21 protein-coding genes and 1 riboswitch are annotated in these 20,935 nt (G+C 43.2%); of the genes, 3 read left to right on the forward strand and 18 right to left on the reverse strand.

The annotated features are described in order from the left end of the window. Positions 1-51: 51 nt before the first annotated feature. The 16 genes from ACRPI0_RS10555 to ACRPI0_RS10630 all read right to left on the reverse strand — a co-directional run bounded on the left by ACRPI0_RS10555 (position 52) and on the right by ACRPI0_RS10630 (position 17,427). The gene (locus ACRPI0_RS10555) at positions 52-753 is read right to left on the reverse strand and encodes an N-acetylmuramoyl-L-alanine amidase family protein (RefSeq protein ID WP_432352595.1); all 702 of its coding nucleotides are present in this window, start codon (positions 751-753) and stop codon (positions 52-54) included. A gap of 129 nt (positions 754-882) precedes the next feature. Further along, on the reverse strand, positions 883-2,280 hold the full coding sequence (sufB, locus tag ACRPI0_RS10560; protein WP_432352596.1) for a Fe-S cluster assembly protein SufB: 1,398 nt from the start codon (positions 2,278-2,280) through the stop codon (positions 883-885). Between the two features lie 23 nt (positions 2,281-2,303). Next, on the reverse strand, positions 2,304-2,741 hold the full coding sequence (sufU, locus tag ACRPI0_RS10565) for a Fe-S cluster assembly sulfur transfer protein SufU (protein ID WP_432352597.1): 438 nt from the start codon (positions 2,739-2,741) through the stop codon (positions 2,304-2,306). Beyond that, positions 2,741-3,961, reverse strand: coding sequence for a cysteine desulfurase (locus tag ACRPI0_RS10570; protein WP_432352598.1), 1,221 nt, complete (start codon positions 3,959-3,961; stop codon positions 2,741-2,743). The genes sufU and ACRPI0_RS10570 overlap by 1 nt, the downstream gene beginning before the upstream one ends. Beyond that, complete coding sequence (gene sufD / locus ACRPI0_RS10575) at positions 3,961-5,268, reverse strand: Fe-S cluster assembly protein SufD (protein WP_432352600.1); 1,308 nt, start codon at positions 5,266-5,268, stop codon at positions 3,961-3,963. The genes ACRPI0_RS10570 and sufD overlap by 1 nt, the downstream gene beginning before the upstream one ends. 18 nt (positions 5,269-5,286) lie before the next feature. Beyond that, positions 5,287-6,066, reverse strand: a complete 780-nt coding sequence (gene sufC, locus ACRPI0_RS10580) for a Fe-S cluster assembly ATPase SufC (RefSeq protein WP_432352602.1) — start codon at positions 6,064-6,066, stop codon at positions 5,287-5,289. A gap of 310 nt (positions 6,067-6,376) precedes the next feature. Beyond that, positions 6,377-7,576, reverse strand: a complete 1,200-nt coding sequence (locus ACRPI0_RS10585) for a dicarboxylate/amino acid:cation symporter (protein ID WP_432352604.1) — start codon at positions 7,574-7,576, stop codon at positions 6,377-6,379. Between the two features lie 138 nt (positions 7,577-7,714). Next, positions 7,715-8,557 (reverse strand): MetQ/NlpA family ABC transporter substrate-binding protein, encoded by an 843-nt coding sequence (locus tag ACRPI0_RS10590; protein ID WP_432352606.1) that lies wholly within the window; start codon positions 8,555-8,557, stop codon positions 7,715-7,717. 208 nt (positions 8,558-8,765) lie between these two features. Then, the gene (locus ACRPI0_RS10595) at positions 8,766-9,434 is read right to left on the reverse strand and encodes a methionine ABC transporter permease (RefSeq protein ID WP_432352608.1); all 669 of its coding nucleotides are present in this window, start codon (positions 9,432-9,434) and stop codon (positions 8,766-8,768) included. Continuing rightward, entirely contained in the window at positions 9,431-10,453 is a 1,023-nt protein-coding gene (locus ACRPI0_RS10600; RefSeq protein ID WP_432352610.1) for a methionine ABC transporter ATP-binding protein, read from the reverse strand. Before ACRPI0_RS10600 ends, ACRPI0_RS10595 begins: the two co-directional genes overlap by 4 nt. Positions 10,454-10,569: 116 nt before the next feature. Next, a riboswitch (SAM riboswitch) is annotated at positions 10,570-10,675 on the reverse strand. Between the two features lie 50 nt (positions 10,676-10,725). Beyond that, positions 10,726-11,025: a thioredoxin family protein gene (locus tag ACRPI0_RS10605; RefSeq protein WP_432352612.1), complete on the reverse strand. Its 300-nt coding sequence runs from the start codon at positions 11,023-11,025 to the stop codon at positions 10,726-10,728. A 67-nt stretch (positions 11,026-11,092) separates the two neighbouring features. Then, a complete protein-coding gene (gene gcvH / locus ACRPI0_RS10610) occupies positions 11,093-11,476 on the reverse strand; it encodes a glycine cleavage system protein GcvH (protein ID WP_025783002.1) in 384 nt (127 codons plus the stop codon). 77 nt (positions 11,477-11,553) lie between these two features. Further along, positions 11,554-11,913: an arsenate reductase family protein gene (locus tag ACRPI0_RS10615; RefSeq protein ID WP_432352615.1), complete on the reverse strand. Its 360-nt coding sequence runs from the start codon at positions 11,911-11,913 to the stop codon at positions 11,554-11,556. Between the two features lie 88 nt (positions 11,914-12,001). Continuing rightward, positions 12,002-13,789: an acyl-CoA dehydrogenase family protein gene (locus tag ACRPI0_RS10620; protein WP_432352617.1), complete on the reverse strand. Its 1,788-nt coding sequence runs from the start codon at positions 13,787-13,789 to the stop codon at positions 12,002-12,004. A 48-nt stretch (positions 13,790-13,837) separates the two neighbouring features. After that, on the reverse strand, positions 13,838-15,013 hold the full coding sequence (locus tag ACRPI0_RS10625; protein WP_432352619.1) for an acetyl-CoA C-acetyltransferase: 1,176 nt from the start codon (positions 15,011-15,013) through the stop codon (positions 13,838-13,840). 29 nt (positions 15,014-15,042) lie between these two features. Continuing rightward, positions 15,043-17,427, reverse strand: coding sequence for a 3-hydroxyacyl-CoA dehydrogenase/enoyl-CoA hydratase family protein (locus ACRPI0_RS10630; protein WP_432352621.1), 2,385 nt, complete (start codon positions 17,425-17,427; stop codon positions 15,043-15,045). A 211-nt stretch (positions 17,428-17,638) separates the two neighbouring features. Between ACRPI0_RS10630 and ACRPI0_RS10635 the strand changes: the two genes are divergently transcribed. The 3 genes from ACRPI0_RS10635 (at position 17,639) to ACRPI0_RS10645 (ending at position 19,071) form a co-directional block, all read left to right on the forward strand. Beyond that, positions 17,639-17,959: a thioredoxin family protein gene (locus ACRPI0_RS10635; protein ID WP_432352623.1), complete on the forward strand. Its 321-nt coding sequence runs from the start codon at positions 17,639-17,641 to the stop codon at positions 17,957-17,959. A 106-nt stretch (positions 17,960-18,065) separates the two neighbouring features. Beyond that, a complete protein-coding gene (locus tag ACRPI0_RS10640) occupies positions 18,066-18,524 on the forward strand; it encodes an STAS domain-containing protein (RefSeq protein WP_432352625.1) in 459 nt (152 codons plus the stop codon). Between the two features lie 25 nt (positions 18,525-18,549). Continuing rightward, a complete protein-coding gene (locus tag ACRPI0_RS10645; protein WP_432352626.1) occupies positions 18,550-19,071 on the forward strand; it encodes a C39 family peptidase in 522 nt (173 codons plus the stop codon). 20 nt (positions 19,072-19,091) lie between these two features. Here ACRPI0_RS10645 and ACRPI0_RS10650 read toward each other — a convergent pair whose 3' ends face one another. Beyond that, positions 19,092-19,907, reverse strand: coding sequence for an STAS domain-containing protein (locus ACRPI0_RS10650; RefSeq protein WP_432352628.1), 816 nt, complete (start codon positions 19,905-19,907; stop codon positions 19,092-19,094). Then, a complete protein-coding gene (locus ACRPI0_RS10655; protein ID WP_432352629.1) occupies positions 19,879-20,814 on the reverse strand; it encodes a 5'-3' exonuclease in 936 nt (311 codons plus the stop codon). Before ACRPI0_RS10655 ends, ACRPI0_RS10650 begins: the two co-directional genes overlap by 29 nt. Between the last annotated feature and the right edge of the window lie 121 nt (positions 20,815-20,935).

Genomic DNA, 20,935 nt, shown 5'->3' on the forward strand with positions numbered 1-20,935 from the left:
CGCTGTTTTTCGACACAAAAAAACCCTTGCAATTATGCAAAGGTATCAAGATTATTCTTTAATATAGACAGTCCACCCCGTCAAATTCCTTAACTGCTTTGCTGCTTTTTCAGCGTGCTCCTTCGTTGGGAAAGTGCCCGTTAGTAAACGAAAAGTGGATCCAGTATGAAGGGGTGAAGTTGTACTGGATTTCTTTTGCAGATGATAGTAGTCTACAACCGCATCTGCTATCGCTTCACCTTGTGCTTTCAATAGCAAAGGATTTCTAAGTGCACGGATATCCGTTCGTGAATCCATGAATCCTCCCTCGATCAGCACAGAGGGCATCCTTGTCTCGCGCAGGACATGCAAGTTCTTCTTTTTTACCCCACGATCGCGAAGCTGCATGGCTTGTACGATGCGTGGTTGGATTCGTCGTGCCAGTTCCACTGATTGGGGATTTGCTTTGTCACTATCAAAAGTGAATGTCTCTACGCCTCCCCAGTCTCCCCAGACACCGGTATGTGCATTGTGATGGAAAGATAGATAGAGATCTGCATTCCATGCGTTTGCTCGATCTGTACGCTGTTTTAACGGATCATCTGTCTTACCAGTGGAGTCATCGACTCTTAATAGTTGAACTGTCTTTACCGTGAACAATTTTGCTTGAACGGCAAGTAATACTGCATTGTTAAATACCCATTCCTTCTCACCGTCAGGGGTTTGTTTCCCTGGAGTCAGTAAACCGTGTCCTGCATCTAATACAATTTTCATATACTTGTCTCCTCTTTACACTTGTCTACATCTTCAATTTCTAGATAGATCGTTCGCATCACAAAGGATACAGGAAACAAAAAAAGCCTCATCCACTTGAGCAAACAAGTGAATGAGGCGATCTATTAATTAACCGATAGAACCTTCCATCTCGAATTTAATGAGACGGTTCATTTCTACGGCATATTCCATTGGAAGTTCTTTTGTGAATGGCTCGATGAAGCCCATAACGATCATCTCAGTAGCTTCTTGTTCTGAAATACCACGGCTCATTAAATAGAAGAGCTGTTCTTCAGAGACTTTAGAAACTTTTGCTTCGTGTTCAAGCGAAATGTTGTCGTTCAAGATTTCGTTGTATGGAATAGTATCAGATGTTGATTTGTCATCCATAATCAGCGTATCACATTCGATATTTGCGCGAGCACCATCCGCTTTACGTCCGAAGTGAACGATTCCGCGGTACGTTACTTTACCACCGTGTTGTGAAATGGATTTCGAAACAATCGTAGAAGACGTATTTGGAGCTAAGTGCATCATTTTCGCACCAGCATCTTGGTGTTGTCCTTTACCTGCGATTGCAATCGACAATGTCATACCACGAGCGCCTTCACCTTTAAGGATGACAGCAGGATATTTCATCGTCAATTTCGAACCAATGTTGCCATCAATCCATTCCATCGTTGCGTTCGCGTCACAAACAGCACGCTTCGTAACGAGGTTGTACACGTTGTTTGCCCAGTTCTGGATCGTTGTGTAACGGCAGTATGCGTCTTTTTTGATGATGATTTCAACAACAGCACTATGCAGTGAGTTTGTTGTGTAGACAGGAGCTGTACAGCCTTCTACGTAGTGAACGCTTGCGCCTTCGTCTACGATGATGAGCGTACGCTCAAATTGTCCCATGTTCTCAGAGTTTATGCGGAAATACGCTTGGAGCGGAGTTTCCACTTTAACACCTGGTGGTACGTAGATGAATGATCCACCTGACCAAACTGCAGAGTTTAGAGCTGAGAACTTATTGTCAGAGTTCGGAATAATTGTTCCAAAGTGCTTCTTGAACAACTCTTCGTTTTCACGAAGTGCTGAATCAGTATCTTTAAAGACAATTCCCATGTCTGTTAGTTCTTGTTTCATATTGTGGTAAACCACTTCAGATTCATACTGTGCAGAAACACCCGCAAGGTATTTTTGTTCAGCTTCAGGAATTCCTAGTTTGTCAAACGTACGTTTGATTTCTTCAGGAACTTCATCCCATGAAGTTTCTGTTGCTTCAGATGGTTTAACGTAATACGTAATCTCGTCAAAGTTCAATGAGTTCAAGTCGCCGCCCCATTGTGGCATCGGCATTTTGTAGAACAGCTCTAATGACTTCAAACGGTAGTTAAGCATCCATTCTGGTTCGTTTTTCATACCAGAGATTTCTTCAACAATCTCTCTTGTCAAACCACGTGCAGAACGGAATACGGATACGTCTTTGTCATGGAAACCATATTTGTAATCGCCAATTTCAGGCATCTTTTTAGCCATTTGCTATTCCTCCTTAGTTTAAATTATTCGGAATCGCTTGCAATCCCTTTTTCCATTGCTTTCCATGGCAGAGTTGCACATTTAATGCGTGCAGGGAATTTAGCAACCCCTGTCAACGCTTCAATATCTCCGAAGTCTACAGATTCGTCGACCTCTTTACCAAGCATCATATCTGAAAAGGCGTGTGCTGCAACTACAGCGTCCTCTTTGTTCTTGCCTTTAATAAGTTGCGTCATCATAGAAGCGGATGCCATTGAAATTGAGCATCCTTCTCCTTCAAACTTGGCATCTTTTACGATGTCATCTTCTACTTGAAGAGTTAAATGAATAACATCTCCACAAGTTGGGTTGTTCATGTCGATCGTGACGTTTCCACTTTCGAGAACTCCCTTATTTCGTGGTGTTTTATAATGATCCATAATGACCGAGCGATACAATTGATCGAGTTTCTCGTTTTTCATTATTGAAAATACTCCTTTGCCATGCGGAGCCCTTCTACAAGGCGATCCACATCTTGTTTCGTATTATAGAGATAGAAGCTAGCGCGTGCAGTTGCAGAGACTTCCAACCACTTCATGAGCGGTTGACAGCAATGATGTCCAGCACGTACAGCGATTCCATTCATATCCAAGACTGTTGCTAAATCGTGTGGATGAACGCCTTCAAGGTTGAAGGTGACAATTCCGGCACGCTGACTAGAGTCAAGAGGTCCGTAAATTTCAAGACCTTCTATCGTGTTCATCTGTTCCATTGCATACGCAACAAGTTCGTGTTCGTGTTGTTCGATCTTGTCCAAACCGATGGATTCGATATAATCGATCGCTGCCGCCATACCAATAGCGCCTGCAATAATAGGTGTGCCACCTTCAAATTTCCAAGGTAGCTCTTTCCATGTAGAATCGTAAAGGCCTACGAAGTCGATCATTTCACCACCGAATTCAACCGGTTCCATTTCGTTAAGCAACGCTTTTTTTCCGTAAAGAGCACCAATACCTGTAGGACCACACAATTTATGTCCAGAGAATGCTAGGAAGTCACAGTCTAAGTCTTGAACATCTAGCTTTAGATGCGGAGCTGCCTGAGCAGCATCCACTACCATGATCGCATTGTGTGCATGAGCAATTTCTGTAATTCCTTTAATTGGATTCATCGTTCCTAATACGTTTGAAACGTACATAATGGAAACGATTTTTGTGCGATCTGTCATCGCTTCACTCACTCTCTCAAGAGAGAGCGTACCGTCTTCTTCAAGATCGATATATTTTAAGACAGCGCCAGTCGCTTTCGCAAGTTGCTGCCAAGGAATGATGTTGGAATGATGCTCCATATACGTAATGAGAATTTCATCGCCTTCACCGACGTTAGCACGTCCATAACTTTGAGCAACTAGATTCAAAGCTGTAGTTGTACCACGAGTGAAAACAATTTCTTCAGTTGAAGTGGCATTCAAGAACTTACGAACGGTTTCGCGTGCTCCTTCATACCCTTCAGTTGCTCTGTTTCCGAGTGTATGCACACCACGGTGAACGTTAGCATTATCATTTTTATAATAGTGTTCCATCGCCTCGATTACTTGAAGGGGCTTCTGTGAAGTCGCCGCACTATCAAGGTATACGAGAGGGAAACCGTTTATTTCTTGGTCGAGTATTGGAAAATCGTTGCGAATGTCTTTGTTCAGCATTAGCGCACTTTCCTTTCAATGACCTCCGTCAACTGTTTCTTGACTCCTTCGATTGGCAATTTGCTTACAACTGGCTCAAGGAAACCGTGAATGACAAGGCGTTCTGCTTCCTGTTTAGAAATACCGCGGCTCATTAAGTAGAACAACTGTAGTGGATCTACGCGGCCTACTGAAGCGGCATGTCCCGCAGTTACATCGTCTTCATCAATTAGCAAGATTGGGTTGGCATCGCCACGAGCTTTTTCACTAAGCATAAGTACTCTAGACTCTTGCTCCGCGTTCGCACGTGTTGCGCCTTTTTCAATTTTACCAATACCGTTGAAGATTGTAGATGCTGCGTCTTTCATAACACCGTGCTTCAATATGTGACCTTCTGTATCAAGTCCCCAATGGACAATTTCAGAAGTGAAGTTCTGTTTTTGTGTGCCACGACCAACAACGACTGATTTCATGTCACAACGTGAGCCGTTTCCAATTAAGTGAGTCAAGTTGTCTGAAATCGTATCGCTGTCATTCATCAAACCGAGTGCCCAATCGATGCGGCTATCACGGCCTGCAATACCACGACGGTTTACGTATGTTGTAAAACCTTCAGCAAGTACATCTACTGCGCCATAAGTAACGACAGCATTATCGCCTGTGAAAACTTCTGAAACGATATTCGCAAGTCCTTCAGCGTGAGGAACTGTAGATAAATAGTTCTCTACATATGTGACTGCACTGTTCGCTTCAGCAACCACGATTACGTGATTGAAGAGAGAGGCTTGTGCATTGTCATGTAAGAACAATACTTGAATTGGTTGCTTTACTTCAACATTTTTTGGCACGTATACGAATACGCCGCCATTCACGAGAGCAGCATGGAATGCAGTGAGACGATGCTCATCCACTTTCACGCCATCCGTCATGAAGTATTTCTTTACGAGATCACTATGCTCACGAGTTGCCGTGAAGATATCTGTCAAAATAACGCCTTGCTCTTTTAAGTCGTCGGATAACGACAAGTATGCAGGTGTGTTGTTATGTTGAACATAGATATTCTTCTGGTTTTCTGCGTCTACAAGTGATTTCGCATCGTCTGGAAGTTCGCTTAAGTTTTCATATACAGTGCTTTCAACTGCATGTACAGGAAACTCCGTGAAGTTCCATTTATCAATCTTCGTTTTATCTGGTTTCGGCATTGGAAGTGCGTCTACTTTGTTGAGTGCTTCCAAGCGGAGATCAGTCAACCAGCTCGCTTCTCCCGTAGTAGCGGAATAAGAGCGGACGTCTTCTCCGGTCAATGCCAATTTAGTTTCAACCGTCATGTTCAATCGCCCTCCCTCTTACGCTTCTTGTTCAACCGTCTCTTCTTCGATCCCTAGTTCTTCTTTAATCCAGTCGTATCCTTGTTCTTCAAGTTTACGAGCTAGTTCTGCTCCACCTGATTTCACAACGCGACCTTGCATCATTACGTGAACGTGATCTGGTGTGATGTAGTTCAGTAGACGCTGGTAGTGAGTGATGATTAGGCAACCGAAGTCTTCGCCGCGCATTTCGTTAATGCCTGTTGAAACGATACGTAATGCATCAATATCAAGACCGGAGTCGATTTCATCTAAAATAGCGAATTTCGGTTTCAACATCATTAATTGAAGGATTTCGTTACGCTTTTTCTCTCCGCCTGAGAATCCTTCGTTTAAGTAGCGAGTTGCCATATCTTCGTCCATTTCAAGAACTTCCATTTTGCTGTCGAGTTCACGGATGAACTTCATCAAAGAAATTTCGTCGCCTTCTTCACGTCGTGCGTTAACGCCTGAACGCAAGAAGTCAGCGTTTGTAACGCCTGTAATTTCACTTGGATACTGCATTCCTAGGAACAAACCAGCTTTCGCGCGTTCGTCCACTTCCATTTCGAGAACTTCTTCTCCATCAAGAAGAACAGATCCTGATGTTACTTCATATTTGGGATGACCCATGATTGCAGACGCGAGCGTAGATTTACCTGTTCCGTTCGGCCCCATAATTGCATGGATTTCATTTGTGTTGATTGTTAAATTGACACCTTTAAGTATTTCTTTGTCTTCGATTGAAACATGAAGATCTTTGATTTCCAAAGTAGCCATTCCAATACCTCCAGTATGCTTAAGATGAGTTTTTCTCATCTTCTATTTATCATCATTCTAATCTTATCCTATATACGTAGTACATGCAAATCATTAAGAATGATTATAAATTATATATGAATGCTCCTGTTTTCCAGTATTTGCTCGCTATTTCATTTTCATTTGAGATTTCTTGAATGAGAATTTATCACTACCTGTTCACATCCTTCTTTGATGATTAAGTGTCTTGGGAATAAGGTTTCTCAACGGTTGGAAATAAGAAAACAGCGCATCTCTCCTCTACTAATTTAGAAGTGAGATGCGCTGTTAGTTAGTTAGATTGTTTAGCAGATGTACCGTCTTTTGAGAAGCTATCGACAACAATTGCGAGAGCTCCATCGCCTGTTACGTTTGTAGCTGTACCGAAGCTATCTTGCGCCATATATAATGCAATCATAAGCGCAACCATAGACTCGTCAAATCCTAGCATCGTAGAAAGAAGTCCTGTTGCCGCAACAACAGCTCCCCCTGGTACACCAGGCGCTGCAATCATTGTGATGCCTAGCATGAAGATGAAGCCAAGGTATGCTGTGAAGCTGATTGGCATTCCGTTCATCAGCATAACTCCAATTGAACAGGAAACGAGTGTAATCGTACTTCCTGACAAGTGGATTGTTGCGAACAATGGAATCGTGAAGTCAGTTACACGGGCAGATGCCCCTGTTTGCTTTGCTTGACGAAGTGTTACTGGAATAGTTGCCGCTGAAGATTGTGTACCAATGGCGGTGAAATAAGCAGGTGCCATAATTTTCATCAAACGGAACGGATTACGTTTAGAAACCGTACCTGCAACTGTGTACTGCAATGTCAGCATAATCAGGTGAAGAATGATGATCATGACGAATACGAAGATGAAGATTGAAAGTACTTTGGCAACTTCACCGGTATACGTCATATTCAAGAAAATCCCGAAAATATGTATTGGCAAGAGCGGTATGATAATAACTGTAATTACCTTTTCGATAATCGTATTAAGTTCATCAAACATGTGAAGCATTGTTTTGCTACCGATGGCAGCCATTCCAATCCCTAGAACGAATGCGAGTAGTAATGCAGTCATCACACCCATTAGAGGTGTCATTTCTAGTACAAAGAAAGATTTCGCTGCTTCTGTTGCAGTTTCGATGGATGTATTTCCTAACCCACTAATGTAGCTAGGTAGTATATTCGTTGCTGCAAAGTATGCAAGAAGCCCTGCAATAATTGTAGATGCGTAGGCGAATAGAGTCGCAAGTCCAAGTAACTTTCCTGAACCTTTACCAAGCTTCGCTATTCCCGGTGCGATGAATGCCAAAATAATGAGTGGCACGATAAAGTTTAGGAATCCACCAAACAGCATATTAAATGTTGCGAAGAAACGAGTGAAGTTCTTTGCAAACCCTTCTCCAATCATCGGTGTCAAATAGCCAAGCCCCACTGCGAGACCGATAGCTATGACGATCCTCCAAATAAGTCCTATTTTAAATTTCACGTTCAAAACCCCTTTCGTGCGTTGATATAGTAAAACTCTTTCCATCATACATGAAAACGCTTTAAATTATTAGCCCTAATTTTTATCCAAAAAACCCCTCATCTTCGTAGAGTGTACAAAGTGAGGGGGTTTCTTCTATTATTTAGTTACAGGAACGACTGAACCTTTCCACTTATCAAGGATGAAATCTTGAATCTCTTTCGATGTCAAGACTTCAACTAGCGCTTTAATACCTGGTTTGTCTTCGTCACCTGTATTCACTGCGATGATGTTTACATATGGCGACTCTGATTCTTCAAGTGCGATTGAATCTTCCATTGGGTTAATGCCTGCGTCGATTGCATAGTTCGAGTTGATGAGAACTGCGTCGCCTTCTTCACTGTTAAACATTTGTGGAAGAAGTGCTGCTTCGTAGTTTGCATCGAATTGAATGTCTTTCGGGTTATCCACAATGTCTTTCACTTCAGCTTTTGTTTTATCCACACCGTCTTTAAGCTTGATGAGGCCTTGTGCTTCAAGCATTGCAAGGACACGACCATGGTCCGCAACAGAGTTACTAATTAGGATTGTTGCACCTTTTGGAAGTTCGTCGAGTGATTTGTATTTCTTAGAATAGACACCGATTGGCTCGATATGAATACTTCCAGCGTTTGTGAAGTCATACCCGTGGTCGGCAATTTGTGTTTCCATGTACGGGATGTGTTGGAAGTAGTTTGCGTCTAGGTCACCAGAATCCAAGTCTTTGTTAGGAAGTACGTAGTCTTGGTAAGCTTCAATTTTCAAATCGAATCCTTTTTCTTTCAACAACGGCTTCGCTTCTTCAAGGATTTCTGCGTGAGGGACGTTGGATGCGCCTACTGTGAGGACTTCGAGGTCTCCTTTAGAGCCACTCGAGTTTTCTTTTTTGTCGTCTTTTGCTCCACATGCTGCTAGTGCCAGTACAAGTACTGCTAGTAATATTCCAGTTAAGAACTTTTTCATCCATTCCACTTCCCTTTTCTGTTTTTTGGCTTTGATGATAAATAGTGTTGATTTCCGTTGCAGGCGGACGTTTTCTGCGGGGTCTTCGCTCTTGGCTTTTCCCGCAGGAGTCGCCGCCTTCCACTCCAATCAACGTGATATCTAACAATCAGACTATTTTCTTCAAAACAATTTATATAGTAGACAGGCATACCTGTTTTTCCCTAGGTTAACGTTTGTCGAGCTTTTTGACGGCGAAATCTCCGGCGAATTGTAAGATGAAGACCACGATTAGGATTAGAATCGTAGAGACGAGTGTAACGTCTACTCGGCTTCGTTGGAACCCGTCCAAGAAGGCGAGCGTTCCGAGTCCCCCCGCACCGATTATTCCGGCCATCGCTGTGTAGCCAACGAGTGCGATCGCTGTTACTGTAATTCCTGAGAGTAAGGCTGGCATCGACTCTGGCAATAAAACTTTGAAAATGATCGTTGAAGTTTTTGCGCCCATGGAACGTGCGGCTTCTAGAACACCTTTGTCAATTTCCTGTAGTGCGATCAGCACCATTCTTGCATAGAACGGAGCCGCTCCTATGATCAGTGCGGGCATCGCTGCTTCCGGTCCTCGTATCGTTCCGATTAAAAACTTAGTAAACGGAATAAGAAGGATGATCAATATAATGAAGGGAATTGATCTAAATATGTTAACGATCGAACCTGTGAGCAAGTTTACTAGCTTGTTTGCCCAAATATGTCCTGGACCTGTGAGGAATAATAGAATTCCGAGTGCCAGTCCGATGATGAAGGTAAATACGGTGGAAACAGCTGTCATATAAAGTGTTTCAACTGTAGCGTCCCACATCTTTGCCCAGTCTACATTCGGAAAATAAGTTTCAATCATTTCTCAAATACCTCCGTCTGGACACCTTGTTCGTGTAAATATTGAATGGCGTTCGTAATCGCCTGGGGCTCACCGGTTAGTTGTAAAATTAATGTCCCGTATGCACCGCCACGCGTCTGTGAAATATTACCTTGTAAGATGCTAACATCTACAGGGTATTCGCGGATTAGACTAGCTAGCACAGGCTGCTCTGTTCGTTCTCCAACAAACGCTAGCTTGACGAGTGTTCCGTCCGGATAGTCCTGACGCATGAGTGTCATCACTTTCTTGGCATCTTCTGGCTCTGTTACTTGGGATACAAATCGTTTTGTAATTAGTTCTTTCGGAGATTGGAACAGTTGAAGGACATCTCCTGTTTCCACTACGCGTCCTGCTTCCATGACTGCAACTTCATGGCAGATTTTACGGATAACATGCATTTCGTGTGTGATGAGGACAATCGTAAGTCCAAGTCGTTCGTTTATACTTGTCAACAAGTCTAGTATCGCATCCGTTGTTTCAGGATCGAGCGCAGATGTTGCTTCGTCACACAAGAGCACTTCAGGATCGTTTGCAAGTGCTCGGGCAATTCCGACACGCTGCTTCTGTCCACCAGACAACTGGGATGGATACGCATTTTCACGACCCGATAACCCAACTAGTTCGATCAATTCCTTTGCTTTCCTATCTCTATCTGCTTTTTTAACCCCTGCAATTTCTAGCGGGAATGTGATGTTCTCTTTTACAGTACGCGACCAGAGTAAGTTGAAATGTTGAAAAATCATGCTGATCTTTTGGCGTGCCTCTCGAAGTTCTTTTCCACCGATGGATGAAATCTTTCGTCCATTCACTTCGACGGATCCTTCGGTTGGCTGTTCCAATCCGTTTAGCAAACGGATCAGCGTACTCTTTCCTGCACCACTATAGCCGATAATGCCGTATATTTTGCCTTCTTCAATCGTAAGATTTACTCCGTCAACTGCAGTAATTGCAGCGTTCGAGGTCCCAAATCGCTTATTTACATTTGATAATTGAATCATTCGACACCCACCTCACTGCCATCATTATGTACATGAATCTTCACAATTAAAAATAAAAAAGCCCTCCTGCAGATTCGCAGAAAGGCGTACGCTAAAATTCGTTGCGTTCACTCGATCTCTCATCTTTCAAAGCTTGCGCTTTGTGTGACTTGGCACCATTTCAAGTAAATTGACGGTTGCCGGGCTTCACAGGGTACTCCCCTCCACCTCTCTGTATAAGAGTCAGTTATTCAATTGGTTGCTTTTAGTTATACCATAGGGGTTTGCTACTGTCAACTAAGCTTTTGGAGAATATTTTGAACGGATTGAAACGCATACACTTTCTCATCTGCATGTCCGTTTCGCTTAATGAGCAGGCATGGAACACTTTCAATCTGATATTCTGTCGCAAGTTCTTCGACATAGTTTAGATTTGCTTTTCCAACAGGCACAGTTGGTTTCAACTCTGTGACAACGTTTAATATTTTACTTGCCACTGCACACGTTCCGCATAATGGTGTGTACAAATAGAATGCTGCAAGCTCTTCACGATCAGCCACTTCTTTCCACTCACTATATGTCCATTCATTCATAAATATCACCTTCACTCTATTTCAAAAGAAAATACAAAAGACGCCATATGACCGGCGTCTTTTAGTTTTATTCTCCGACAGTCATTTTGTCGTAGTCTTCAGGAGACATAAGCTCATCGAGTTCAGCTGGCTTCGTTGCTTCCACAACTACCATCCAAGCACCCTCGTAAGGAGATTCGTTAACTAGCTCAGGGCTGTCCTCTAAATCTTCGTTCACTTCAACAACTTTACCGCTGATAGGTGCATAAAGTTCAGAAACAGTCTTAACAGACTCAACGCTACCAAATGGCTCGTCTGATTTCAATTCGTCGCCAACAGATGGCAATTCAACGAACACGATATCACCAAGCTCAGATTGTGCAAAGTGTGTAATTCCGATGCGGTATTTACCGTCTTCTTCCTTTACCCATTCGTGCTCTTCAGAATACTTCAAACCTTGTGGTGTGCTCATTCTTTACCCCTCCAACAATTAATTTATATGTCTGATTCTATTTTGCCACAGCTACCTTTGAAAGACAAGAAATGAACTTAAGCCTGCCACGTTTCCGCGAACGTCTCTTCATTGAATCCAACCGTTGTCAATTCTCCATCTGTAACAAGCGGACGCTTAATAAGCATACCTTCAGATGCGAGCAATTCGATTTGATCATCCTCACTCATCGTAGCGAGCTTGTCTTTTAATTCTAGTTCACGATATTTCATGCCACTCGTGTTGAAGAACTTCTTCAATGGTAAACTAGAACTTTTGAGCATTTCTCTCAATGCTTGTTCACTCGGTGGCTGTTCCGCGATATTAGATGCTTCATACGGAATGTTGTTTTCTTTCAGCCACTTTTCAGCCTTTTTACACGTTGTACATGTTGGATAGCCATAGTAGTGCAGTCCCAATTCAGTCACCCCCGTTAGTTCTATTTTAACACAAAAACATCCAGACTACAGAATTGCAGTCTGGATGGGAATGTACTAGATTTATAAATTAAACAACATACTTTGCAGCATCGATTAGCTTCACAGATGCTTCACGCTTTTTAGCGATAACGTTGTAAGGATTTGAGCGAGTCAATTTACGCAATGCAGAAATCATCATGCGCTGGTTGTCTCCGTCCACTGCAGCGTAAAGTGTTTCTTTTGCATCGCGCTCAATTGCTGCGAATGCTTCTTGACAGAAGATCTCTGTGTACAAGATTTTTTGTTGCTCTTTTTCCGCACCGTTTTTAGCAACTGCTTTTTCAGTACGAAGAAGTGCCGATTCCATTGCAAAGATGTTATTCGCAATATCTGCAATGTTTACAAGAACTTCTTGTTCTTGCTCAAGCTTAGTACCATAACGTTGTGCCGCTAGTCCTGCAGCAAGCAAACCAATTTTCTTCGCGTTCTTCACAAGAACTTTTTCTTGATCAAGTGGCGCGTCGCCAATTTCTTCCGGCATCATCATAAGTAACTCTTCTTGAAGTGCTTGAGCTTGTTGCAACAATGGCAACTCGCCTTTCAATGCTTTCTTCATGAATGTACCTGGAACGATCATACGGTTAATTTCGTTTGTACCTTCGAAGATACGGTTGATACGTGAATCGCGGTATGCGCGTTCCACTTCGTATTCAGCCATGAAGCCATATCCACCGTGTAATTGAACTGCTTCGTCAACGATGTAGTCCAATGTCTCAGATCCAACAACTTTGTTGATAGAACATTCAATAGCATACTCAGCAATCGCTGCTGCAATCGCTTTTCCGTCTTTTTGCTGTTCAGCTGTCATCTGGCTCTGACGCTGCTCGAAGTAACCAACTGTACGATAAATCAAGCTTTCTGTTGCATACAATTGAGATGCCATCGTAGCAATTTTTTCTTTCGTCAAGTTGAACGATGAAATCGGTGTATTGAACTGCTTACGCTCATTTGAGTATGAGATTGCAAGTTCAAGAGCACGCTTCGATCCACCCACGGTACCCACTCCAAGCTTGTAGCGACCGATATTTAAGATGTTAAATGCGATAATGTGACCGCGACCAACTTCTCCAAGCAAGTTCTCTACAGGTACTTCAGCGTCGGACAAAATTAGTGTGCGTGTAGATGAAGACTTAATGCCCATTTTTTTCTCTTCTGCTCCAACAGATACACCTGGGTATTCGCGTTCTACGATGAATGCAGAGAATTTGTCGCCATCGATTTTTGCATAAACAACAAATACATCAGCAAATCCAGCGTTCGTGATCCACTGCTTTTCACCATTCAATACGTAGTGAGTTCCCGCAGCGTTCATTTTAGCAGTCGTTTTCGCTCCAAGAGCATCTGAACCTGATCCTGGCTCAGTTAGTGCATAAGCAGAGATTTTGTCACCTGCTACAGAGTTCGGCAAGTACTTTTTCTTTTGCTCTTCGTTACCGAATAAGACGATTGGGAGTGTACCGATTCCTACGTGTGCACCGTGAGTGATAGAGAATCCACCTGCTACTGCAAGTCTCTCAGAAATCAATGCCGATGAAATTTTATCCAACCCTAGACCACCATATTCTTCAGGAACGTCTGCACCTAGAAGACCGAGGTCACCAGCAGATTTCAGAAGACGTACGGAGTGCTCGAACTCGTGGTTTTCCAAATTATCCACAACTGGAAGTACTTCGTTTTTCACGTAGTCTTCAGTTGTCTTCGCGATCATCTTCTGCTCGTCAGAAAAGTCTTCTGGCGTGAACACTCGGTCTGGTGTAATGTCTTCCGTTAAAAACGCTCCGCCTTTAATAAGCTCATTTGTCTTTGTTTCAGTCATATCTAGTTCCTCCTCTAGGTTACGTTCTTATCTATGTGAAACATTTACTTACAGTAATTCAAAGACGCCGGCTGCTCCCATTCCGCCACCGATACACATTGTAACGACACCGAATTGCTTACCTTGACGCTTCAGTTCACTCATCATACGTACAGTTAAAATCGTACCGGTAGCACCGAGTGGGTGACCGAGAGCGATTGCGCCCCCGTTAACGTTCACTTTGCTAGCGTCTAGCTTAAGTTCTCGAATGACTTGAAGTGATTGTGATGCGAATGCTTCGTTTAGTTCCCATACGTCAATATCTTCAATCGAGAGTCCAGCAAGCTTCAATGCTTTTGGAATTGCAGCGATTGGACCGATTCCCATGATTTCAGGTGGAACGCCCGCTACTGCAAACGAACGGAACTTAGCGATTGGTGTAAGTCCCTCCGCCACAGCTTTTTCACGATCCATGACGAGTACAGATGCTGCTCCGTCAGACGTTTGTGATGCGTTACCTGCTGTAACCGTACCTGTAACAGAGAATGCAGGACGCAATTTCGCTAGGATTTCTGTAGTCGTACCGCGACGTACGCCTTCATCCATTGAAAACGTTTCTTTTTTCTCTGCGAACTTCCCGTTGCTGTCGACATAGCCTTTAGTGAATTCAACTGGAACAATCTCGTCATCGAACTTTCCAGCGTCGATTGCAGCTGCTGCACGACGGTGAGATTCAACCGCAAACGCATCTTGATCGTCACGGCTGATTCCATATTTTACGGCAACTTGCTCTGCAGTATGCCCCATTCCCATATAATACTGAGGTGCTTCTTCAGCAAGCTTGGCATTCGGACGAACCGTATTGCCCATCATAGGAACCATACTCATAGATTCTGCACCACCTGCTAGGATGGCTTCAGAAGCCCCGAGCATAATGCGTTCTGCTGCATAAGCGATAGATTGTAAGCCTGATGAACAAAAACGGTTAATCGTAATTGCAGGTGTCGTGTCTGGCAAGCCAGCAAGTGCACCAATATTACGTGCCATGTTCATCCCTTGTTCTGCTTCAGGCATTGCGCAGCCGATGATCAAGTCTTCTATCGGACCGTCATATCCTCCTGCGCGTTTTAACGTTTCTTTTATAGTAAGGGCTCCTAAATCATCTGGTCGGACAGTCGCAAGTGATCCTCTACCTGCTTTACCAACCGGTGTGCGGGAACCCGCTACGATTACTGCTTCACGCATTGTATTTCCTCCTCTAAAGTTCTGATTCATCAGTTACGCAATGGTTTGCCTTTGACAAGCATATGTTGCATGCGTGCTTGTGACTTCGGCTCTGCTACAAGGCTCAAGAACGCTTCCCGCTCAAGATCCAGCAAGTACTGCTCATCGACCAATGTGCCGTATGGCAATTTTCCGCCAGCTAATACGTATGCGAGTTTCTTTGCAATCTTCATATCGTGATCGCTAATGAACCCTGACAAACGCATGCCTTCAGCACCTAGTAGTAACGTTGCATAGCCCGTTTCACCAACTACAGGGAATTTCTCATGCTTCGGTGCTTGGTAGCCATTGTCATAAAGCGATAGCGCTGCTTGTTTTGCATCATATAAAAGATGATCCGCGTTGACACTAATGCCATCTGCGAAATCGAGGAAGTTGTTTTCACGTGCTTCATAAGCGGAAGTCGATACTTTTGCCATCGCAATCGATTCGAATACGTTGTTTGCAATGTTTTGGTAATCTACTTGCACGCCGTTCGGCAATCCTTTTAAGTGCTTCAAGTACAGACCGACATTTCCTCCTCCACCGGGGATAAGTCCGACTCCAGCTTCAACAAGTCCGATGTATGTTTCCATAGAAGCTTGTATATGAGCTGATGGTAAGCAGACTTCTGCCCCGCCACCTAGCGTCATTTGGAATGGTGCGACAACAACTGGTCTTGACGAATACTTGATTTTCATCATGGCGTTTTGGAACGTGCGCACAACGAAATCGAGTTCGAAGATGTTATCATCTTGAGCTTCCATCAAAATCATTCCAAGGTTCGCACCGACACAGAAGTTCTTTCCTTGGTTTCCGATGACGAGACCTTTATAGTTCTTCTCGACTTCTTCAACTGCGAAGTTGATCATCTGCATAATGTCGAGGCCAATCGCATTAGACTGTGAATGGAATTCAAGAAGTGCAATTCCGTCCCCCATGTCGATTAAGCTTGCGCCAGAGTTTTTCTTGATGACGCCATGCTTTTTCTTATAGCGCTTCAAGTCGATTACTTTTTCATTAACCGGAACTGGTGAGTACCCTTCTCCGTTGAAGTAGAAGAGCTCATTTTCTTCCTCTTTATAAAACGTTTCGAACCCTTTATCAAGCAAGGTTTGAGCAAATTCTGGAATCGTTTCTCCCTGCTCTTTCATGCGCTCTACTGATTTGCTAACACCGATTGCATCCCAAACTTCAAACGGCCCCTGTTGCCATCCGAAGCCCCACTTCATTGCATTATCGAGTGACACGATGTTATCAGCGATTTTGCCATGCATGTCTGCTGAGTAAAGAAGTGTCGGTGCTAGAATACTCCAAAGAAGCTCTCCCGTTCGGTCATCACTGTATACCAACGATTTCACGCGATTGCCTAGACCTTTTTGCTGCTTCGCCATTTCAATTGAAGGCGTTTTCATTTTCTTGACCGGTCCATATTCAAGATTGGACGAATTGATTTCGAAGATGTCCTTGCCTTGTTTAACAAAGAATCCTTGCTTCGCTTTTGCACCGATCCACCCATTGTCGATCATTTTCTTCATAAATTCAGGGAGTTCAAATACTGCTTGCTCTTCCCCTTCAGTCTTATCGTAGACGTTTTTCGCAACGTGCATAAACGTATCGAGTCCAACTACATCTAATGTACGGAATGTTGCAGATTTTGGACGACCAATAAGTGTTCCTGTAACGGAATCGACTTCACCGACCGTGTAACCGCGTTTTTCCATTTCACGTAGTGTAACGAGTAAACCGTAAGTTCCAATTCGATTGGCAATGAAGTTCGGAGTATCTTTAGCTAGCACGACACCTTTACCGAGACGATCTTCACCAAACGTTGTCATGAAATCGATGACTTCTTGGGACGTTGTTTTCGCTGGAATCACTTCTAGCAATTTCAAGTAACGCGGTGGATTGAAGAAATGTGTACCTAGGAAATGTTTTTGGAAGTCTTCTGAACGACCTTCTGCCATTGCGTCAATACTAATTCCTGATGTATTTGAAGTGACGATTGTTCCAGACTTGCGAACAGCGTCGATTTTTTCATATAAATTCTTTTTAACATCCAAGTTTTCAACGATAACTTCAATAATCCAGTCAACATCTCTTAACTTTTCCAAGTCGTCTTCTAAGTTACCTGCTTCAATAAGTGCAAGGTTTTTCTTAGAAGTGAGTGGTGCTGGCTTTTGTTTTAATAGTTTTTGAATCGATCCAGATACAATCCGGTTACGAACTGCCTGATGCTCGAGTGTAAGTCCTTTTTTCTCTTCATCTTCTGTTAAGTTACTAGGAACGATGTCCAGAAGAAGAACAGGAATCCCAATGTTGGCGAGGTGTGCAGCGATTCCAGACCCCATCACGCCAGATCCGATAACAGCTGCTTTTTTAATTTGATAAGCCACGTGAAAATCCTCCCTTTGCTTTTGAATGAATGCTCATTCATTTTGTGGGTAAAAAAAATAGAAACCTTTTCTATGTCTCTAAGTGTATTCTATTTCCTGCGTTTTCGCAATATTTAAATCTAAATAATTTCTTTTCTATCCCTCGAAACAACTTGGTAGTCTGAAAGCGCTTTTCATTGTACACTAATGATATGAAAGGAGTCGAAAACACATGCAAACAATTACAACCGCAAAACAATTCGATGATATTATTAATGAACCATCGCGCTCAGTTATTAAATTTCAAGCAGGCTGGTGCCCTGACTGCCGAGTGATGGATATGTTTATCGAACCTATCACAGAGGATTATGACCAATACGAATGGTATGACGTAGACCGCGACGTGCTTCCTGAAATCGCTGAAAAGTATGATGTAATGGGAATCCCTAGCTTACTCATTTTTGAAAATGGTGAGAAAAAAGCTCATCTTCATAGTGCTAATGCTAAGTCTCCCGAGCAAGTCATTGACTTCCTTGAAGGTCTTACTATCTAAACTCAAATGTAATTCAACCGGCTGCTTATGCAGTCGGTTTTTTAATGCGTTTTTTTAAAAGTGAGTTATAATAGAAAGTACTTATTAGAAAAACCAGAGGTGTCCTATGAATAGCGTAGAGGAAGTTCAACAATTAAAAGCTAAGATTGCGAAGTACGAAGAAATTATTAACGAGACATCCGTTCCGATTATCACGTCGATTATTGATAACACGATTCTCCTACCCATCGTCGGGTATACAGATAAAGAGCGTATGGAAAGAATCCGCTCAAGAATTTTAGAGTACGTTGGTGACTTCAGGGACATCGAAACTGCTGTCTTTGACTTCTCAAGTATCCGATTAGCAGAAGAAGAAGGGTTGGAAATGCTTTCACTTGAATTACAACTCATGTGTTCTGAACTTCAACTAATGGGTGTTCGTCCAATCATGGTCGGCTTCACACCGCCGTTCGTCCGTCAATTGGTGAACTCAGGAATCGCCTCGGAAGTCGAATCCTATTCTAATTTCAAAGCCGCCTTACAAGTTCTTATGGTTGAAAAAGGTCTATCCTTTTCAAAGGACTGACTGAGGGGAGAGCTGTGATGTGCCCATGTTAAGTCAATTCCAAGGTAAATCGCAATATGACAAAAGCATTGACGAGACGCTTCGGCCTTCAGCTTGCGGTCCTGTAACAGCTTCTGTCATTTTGCAACACATGGACAACCCATTATCCAAGATCCCTATCAATCAACTTTACAAATTACTTGGAACGACTCGAATCGGGTTATTCACTTGGCGATTTGTCCACAGACTTCAACAGCTACTAGGGACAGGGTGGCAAGTCCGCAAATGTTCATTTTCCGAAGCTGTGTATGAACTCGATAGTGGTCGTCCTGTCGCAGCGAAATTCGATAAATGGTTTTCGTTTAACTGGAACGGTGGGTATGAGTTCAATTACCACTGGGTACCTGTGATTGGCTATGAAAAAAATGCGTCTGACGTGACGCTGATCCTCCATGATAATGGTAGTCCCTCTTCAACTGGAAACATCCGTCACGTTTCCTACAGAGTGAACCACGAGGTGTTATCCTTCGTTAAAATCGCACCTCTAAATACTTCAAAAAGACACTGATTCGCTCAGTGTCCTTTTTGTTATGCTACGTATCGGATTGCTTGTTTAAGTGTCGCAAAACTTTTAATGGAACCGAAATCGAGCCCCAGTCCAACTAGCGTTTGTGCTATGGCTGGCGTCACTCCACTAACAACAGGTACTGTTCCGACTAAAGACAGCGACTCAAAGAGAATGAATAATTGTTGTGCCACATATGTATCCGTCGTTTGTAATCCGGATAGATCGACGATTAGATACTCGAGATTGAGACGAACCGATTCTTTCAATACTTTCTCCTGAAGTACATTGCCTCTATTAAAGTCCATGACACCGATTAACGGGAGTATTGCCGTTGTGTCATTGATGGATGCAATCGGAACAGACAGCTCTGCGATTGCAGCTTGTGAAATCTTCAATATTTCTTTCTCGTGATGAACAAATGGCAGACTGAAATAGTAGACAACATCGTTCACGATTGCGTCAAGCGCAGTAGTTAAGTCATACATTTGCTCTGCTGTAATTTGACTCGTGATGCCCTCATGTTTCAACACCGTTCCGATGAACGCCCGATATTCCGGTACTTCACGTAACATCATGTCTAGAGAAATGCTTTCTTTCTTCGCAAAGTAGGTTCCTGCTTCTTGTCCCCATTTACGCAATACCTCAACACGTTCTTCATCATCTAGTTTCAAAGCATTCGCATACAACTTCACGAGTTCCACGCGTGCAGGATAGAGCTCACCTTCATCCTTGGCCATACTTGGGTAACGCAAGTTTTGTTGCTTGGTAATTAGCATTGCAAGTTGTTCTGCATTCTCCGTGACTTTGTCACTCAAACGGATCCGTAATTCTTTCATCCCGATTCCCCCCTATAGTAGTAACTAGATTGGATGTTGCCAAATGCTTAATGACCGAGTTTAACCCATTCGTTTGAAGCCGTTCTGTCGTTTGTTCGTTGTATTGAGGAATATCCAGTAAGTGCAACATGTTTTCCATTTCCACTTCACAATGGATGGTCGCAAGCTCCTTGGATAACTCTAGCATGGGCAGGTTTTCTTGTATTTTACTTCGTTCAGAGCTTGTAAGCTTGTCCAACGAATTGACGACTTCTTCTGCTGTTCCATACGTTTGAATCAGCTTTAGTGCCGTTTTAGGACCAATCCCTTTCACTCCAGGATATCCGTCACTCGTATCTCCAATGAATGCTTTATAATCGATGAATTGCGTAGGCGTCATCCCGTATTCCTCTATGAACCGTGTATCTGTGTATACGTCATAGATAGAATGACCTTTCTTCGTAAGAGCGATTTGGACAGATGGCGCCAGTAACTGGAGTAAATCCTTGTCTCCCGATACAATCGTGATGTCTGCATCCTCTCTCCATGTTTTCACGAGGGAACCGATGAGATCATCCGCTTCCATCCCCTCCACACCATAGTTTTTCCATCCCATGTCTTCTGATACTTGTCTGGCCATATCAAACTGCGGGACTAATTCAGGTGCAGGTGCAGGGCGGTTCGCTTTGTAGCCTTCGTACAGATCATTGCGGAACGTGACAGCCCCCATGTCCCAACAAACGGCTAGATGGGTCGGTTGAAAAAGGTTCACTGCCGTCAGCGTATGACGTACAAACCCTTGGACTCCATTCGTTGGAATGCCATCTTCGTTATATTGGAACTGTTTCCGGACTGCTGTTGCAAAAAATGATCGGAATAGCAATGCCATTCCATCGACTAGTAATATATGGGGACGCTCGGTGTTCACAAGTCCACTCTCCTTCTATTATGTTGCTTCTATTAATGTAGGGTTTCTTCAGTCCATCATACCATGTCTTCACGTGAAGTACTTTTATTCGAATGAATACTTTTTTCACATTGGGCATCTG

The sequence above is a fragment of the Sporosarcina sp. A2 genome (assembly GCF_050858885.1).
Taxonomy (GTDB): Bacteria; Bacillota; Bacilli; order Bacillales_A; family Planococcaceae; genus Sporosarcina.